This is a genomic window from Luteibacter sp. SVR4-7G (genome assembly GCF_056755555.1).
Genome location: NZ_JBPGXO010000084.1, coordinates 1 through 4,437, shown reverse-complemented (window position 1 = coordinate 4,437; position 4,437 = coordinate 1). Strand labels below are relative to the sequence as shown.

Sequence of the window (4,437 nt, the reverse complement as noted above, 5' to 3'; positions counted from 1 at the left end):
GCAGCAGGACTGGGCGCGCAGCTCGACCTATGAAGGCGTCATGGATATCTTGCGTGCCCTGTCGCCCTACGGCATCCAGGTCCGGTTCTCCAAGTGGGCATTGGGCGAACATGCGTCTGAAGCGGCCTAAGGCTATGACTCCCTATCTCATCTCCCTGGTTTTCGGGTTGGCCGTCGGTATCGCCTACGGTTGCTTCGGAGTGCGCTCCCCGGCACCGCCGATGATCGCGCTGCTCGGCTTGCTCGGCATGCTTGCCGGCGAGGCCGCGGTGTCGTGGGCCAAGGGACATCCCGACGTTCTGGCCGGTCTGCTGCACAGCAAGAGCTTCGCCATCCAGAAGCGCGATCCGGTTCCGCCTTCGGACCGCGACCCTACCTGACTGGTATTCGGAGTCTCCATGTCTAACGAAGCAGTCGCCGAACTCATTCTGCACCACGGTCTCTTTACGACTCTCGACCGTAGCCGGCCTACCGTGAGCGCGGTCGCCATTCGCGACGGGCGCTTCATCAAACTCGGCGACGACCGCGAAGTGCTGTCGTTGGCCGGGCCGGGGACCCGGGTCATCGACGTGGGCGGGCGTCGGGTGCTTCCCGGGCTCATCGACAATCATCTCCACCTGATCCGTGGCGGGCTCAGCTACAACATGGAACTGCGGTGGGATGGGGTGGCCAGTCTGGCGGACGCGATGCGCATGCTGCGCCGCCAGGTTGAAATCACGCCGCCACCTCAATGGGTGCGAGTGGTGGGTGGATTCACGGAGCACCAGTTCGCCGAGAAGCGCCTCCCCACGCTCGAAGAGCTGAACGCGGTCGCGCCGGATACACCGGTATTCATCCTGCATCTCTACGATCGCGCCCTGTTGAACGGAGCCGCGCTGCGCGCATGCGGTTACGATCGGAACACCCCAGATCCACCAGGTGGAGAGATCCTGCGGAACGCCAGCGGAGATCCGACGGGTCTTCTGCTGGCCAAGCCCAATGCCGCCATCCTCTACGCCACGCTCGCCAAGGGTCCGAAGCTGCCGCTCGAGTACCAGGTCAACTCCACCCGCCACTTCATGCGCGAACTGAACCGGCTGGGGGTAACGGGAGCGATCGACGCGGGCGGAGGCGCGCAGAACTGGCCCGATGATTACGAAGTCATCCGCCAGCTTTCCGCGGCCAATCTGCTGACTGTTCGCATCGCATATAACCTGTTTACGCAGAAGCCCAAGAAGGAAAAGGACGACTTCCTGGCCTGGACGCGGTCTGTGACCTATCAGCAGGGCGATGAATATTTTCGCCACAATGGTGCCGGTGAGATGCTGGTTTTCTCGGCAGCCGACTTCGAAGACTTCCGCCAGCCACGGCCCGACATGGCTCCGGAAATGGAAGGTGAGCTGGAAGAGGTGGTGCGCATCCTCGCGCAGAACCGCTGGCCGTGGCGCCTGCACGCCACATATGACGAGACGATCAGCAGGGCGCTCGATGTCTTCGAGCGCGTCAACCGGGATATCCCACTCGATGGGATCCGCTGGTTCTTCGACCATGCGGAGACGATTTCCGACGCGTCCATCGACCGCATCGCGGCCCTGGGCGGAGGCATCGCCGTGCAGCATCGCATGGCCTACCAGGGCGAATACTTCGTGGAGCGGTACGGTGCCGGCGCCGCGGAGACCACCCCGCCGGTCAAGAAGATCCTCGCGGCAGGTGTGCGGACCTCCGCGGGTACCGATGCCACGCGGGTCGCCTCGTATAACCCCTGGGTTTCGCTGGCCTGGCTGACGACCGGGCGCACCGTGGGCGGCATGCGCCTCTACCCGCAGAAGAACTGTCTAGATCGCGAGGACGCACTACGCATGTGGACTGAAAACGTCACCTGGTTCTCTAACGAGGAAGGAGTCAAGGGACGCATCGCCGAAGGCCAGCTGGCCGACCTGATCGTTCCGGACCGGGATTTCTTCAGCTGCCCCGAGGACGAGATCGCGCAGACGACGTCCCTCCTGACGCTCGTCGGCGGCAAGGTGGTCTTCGCGGCGGGGCCGTTCAAACCGTTCGACGAAAGCACGGTGCCTCCCGCCATGCCTGACTGGTCCCCGGTGCGCGATTACGGTGGCTACGCGGCGTGGGCGGCGCAGGGTCAGGCCAGTGGGGCAGCCATGGCGAGGCGTGCGCAGGCGGCATGCGGATGCTCTTCCGGCTGCGCGGTGCACGGGCACGATCACGGGCGAGCGCACGCGGCCAACGTGCCGGTGGACGATTTCAAGAGTTTTTGGGGCGCGCTCGGTTGCGCGTGCTGGGCCATCTGATGCGCGCCTCCACCGCTAGTCCACGCATCGATGCAGTGCTCTGGATCGCCCTCCTTGCGCTCTGCTCGGCCTATCTGCAAGGGCCGTTCTGCAAGCTCCTGGACTGGAACGCCGCGCTCCGCGAGATGGAGCATTTTGGCCTGCGTCCCGCGGCATTCTTCGCCTCCGGCGTCGTGGCGCTCGAGCTGGTTTGTTCGGCGGCGATCCTGACCGGCCGCTTCCGCTGGCTCGGCGCGTTCGCCCTGGCTGCGTTTACCTTCGCCGCCAACTTTCTCGCCAACGCCTGGTGGAGCGCGGCTCCGGGCCCGGGGCGAGACATGTTGATGAACGGTTTTTTCGAGCACCTGGGACTCGTGGGGGCCTTCGTCTTCGTCGGGTGGCTTGACCTGCGAGGGCGACGCCGTGAACGGTGAAGGGGCCAGGGCGGCGGACAGTCTGCGGCCGCTCAAGCATGCCACCTTCGCTGTATTGTGGGGCGCCACGGTCCTGGGCAATACCGGGACCTTCATGCGTGACATCGCCAGCTCCTGGATGGCGACCGAACTGGGCGGGGGGCCTGCGGCCGTCTCGCTCATCCAGAGCGCGGGCACGCTGCCCATCTTCCTGCTGGCCATTCCGGCCGGCGTGATGTCCGACATCCTTGACCGCCGGCATTTCCTGCTGGCCGTGCAGGTCTTGCTGGCGCTCGTCAGTGCCGCGTTGATGGTCCTGAGTTTCACCGGCGCCCTGAGCATTCCGGCGCTCATCGCGCTGACCTTCGCGGGGGGCATCGGCGCCGCTCTCGTAGGTCCCACGTGGCAGTCGATCGTGCCTGAACTGGTGGACCGGAGCGAACTCAAGGACGCCGTGGCACTGAACTCGCTCGGCGTGAACATTTCGCGGGCCATCGGCCCCGCGGTGGGCGGCGTGGTCCTCGCTGCGGCGGGTGCGGCGGTGACCTATGGCATCGACGTATGCAGTTACTTCCTCGTCATGGCGGCACTGGTCTGGTGGAAGCGGAGGGGCGGTGCCGGAACCGCGCTGCCCGAGAACTTCCTCGGAGCCTTCCGCGCAGGGCTGAGATACACCAAGGCGAGCCGCGAGCTGCACGTGGTCCTCATCCGCGCGGCCGTGTTCTTCATCTTTACCAGCGCGGTCTGGGCTCTCCTGCCCCTGGTAGCGAGAAATACGTTGCAAGGCGGGGCGGGCTTCTATGGCGTACTGATGGGTGCGGTTGGCGCCGGCGCGATCGTGGGCGCCCTTCTGCTGCCGCGGTTCCGCGTCAGGTGCAGCGCGGATGCACTCCTTCTCGGCGCCTCGCTCATGTCCGCGCTGGTCATGGGCACACTGGCGCTCGTGCCGGTGAAACCGGTGGCGCTCCTGGCCCTGCTCGTCCTGGGTGGCGCCTGGATCATGTCGCTCACGACGTTCAACGGCGTGGCCCAGGGAATCCTGCCCAATTGGGTGCGTGGCCGTGGCCTCGCGGTATACCTCACCGTGTTCAACGGCGCGATGGCGACCGGGAGCATCGGATGGGGTGCTCTCGCCGAAGCTACCAGCCTGGCTACCGCGCTCCTTGTCAGCACCGGCGGGTTGGTGGTGGCCGCGCTCATCATGCGCAGGCTCCCCCTGCCTGCGTCGGAACTCGATCTGACTTCATCGCACCATTGGGCGGAACCGCTGCTGGCCGAGCCGATCGCCAACGATCGCGGGCCGGTGTTGATCCTCGTGGAATACAGTGTCGGCAAGGACCATCAGGTCGCCTTCCTCAGGGTGCTCGAGCGCCTGTCCATGGAGCGCCGTCGCGACGGTGCCTATGCATGGGGCGTGACCCAGGACGCCGGGGATCCGGAACGCGTCGTGGAATGGTTCATGGTGGAATCATGGGCGGAACACCTTCGTCAACACGAGCGTTTTTCCCGGGCAGGTGCCGACCTGCAATCGGAAGCCACCGCCTACCACCGGGGTGCCCAACCACCGAGGGTATCCCACCTGATCGGCGTCGATGCGCGTTCGCTCGCGCGCGACCATCTCTTTACATGAACCGGGTACTGCCATGCGACGCTTCTTTATATTCTTCTCCCTTGCACTCGCCACGGTGTCCGCCGCGCACGCATCCAGCGACGACTACGCGGTCGGGCCCCAATACGACACCACGCATGTCTACGTC

Annotated in this window: 4 protein-coding genes; all 4 read left to right on the top strand. The window is 65.4% G+C overall.

Annotation, left to right across the window (positions count from 1 at the left end):
* Nucleotides 1-134 precede the first annotated feature (134 nt).
* The 4 genes from ACR9ZH_RS18345 to ACR9ZH_RS18330 are packed head-to-tail and all read left to right on the top strand — an operon-like array spanning nucleotide 135 to nucleotide 4,310.
* A complete protein-coding gene (locus ACR9ZH_RS18345; protein ID WP_481292202.1) occupies nucleotides 135-380 on the top strand; it encodes a DUF1427 family protein in 246 nt (81 codons plus the stop codon).
* Nucleotides 381-398: 18 nt separating this feature from the next.
* Complete coding sequence (locus ACR9ZH_RS18340) at nucleotides 399-2,288, top strand: amidohydrolase (RefSeq protein ID WP_481292201.1); 1,890 nt, start codon at nucleotides 399-401, stop codon at nucleotides 2,286-2,288.
* Nucleotides 2,273-2,701: a DoxX family protein gene (locus ACR9ZH_RS18335; protein WP_481292203.1), complete on the top strand. Its 429-nt coding sequence runs from the start codon at nucleotides 2,273-2,275 to the stop codon at nucleotides 2,699-2,701. Before ACR9ZH_RS18340 ends, ACR9ZH_RS18335 begins: the two co-directional genes overlap by 16 nt.
* Nucleotides 2,691-4,310 carry an MFS transporter gene (locus ACR9ZH_RS18330; protein WP_481292200.1) on the top strand — a complete coding sequence of 540 codons (1,620 nt, stop codon included), beginning with the start codon at nucleotides 2,691-2,693 and terminating at the stop codon, nucleotides 4,308-4,310. Before ACR9ZH_RS18335 ends, ACR9ZH_RS18330 begins: the two co-directional genes overlap by 11 nt.
* The last annotated feature ends 127 nt before the right edge of the window (nucleotides 4,311-4,437 follow it).

Excerpts from the sequence above, each read along its gene's own strand:
- ACR9ZH_RS18340 (WP_481292201.1), top strand. The coding sequence starts at position 399 with ATGTCTAACGAAGCAGTCGCCGAACTCATTCTGCACCACGGTCTCTTT.
- ACR9ZH_RS18345 (WP_481292202.1), top strand. The coding sequence starts at position 135 with ATGACTCCCTATCTCATCTCCCTGGTTTTCGGGTTGGCCGTCGGTATC.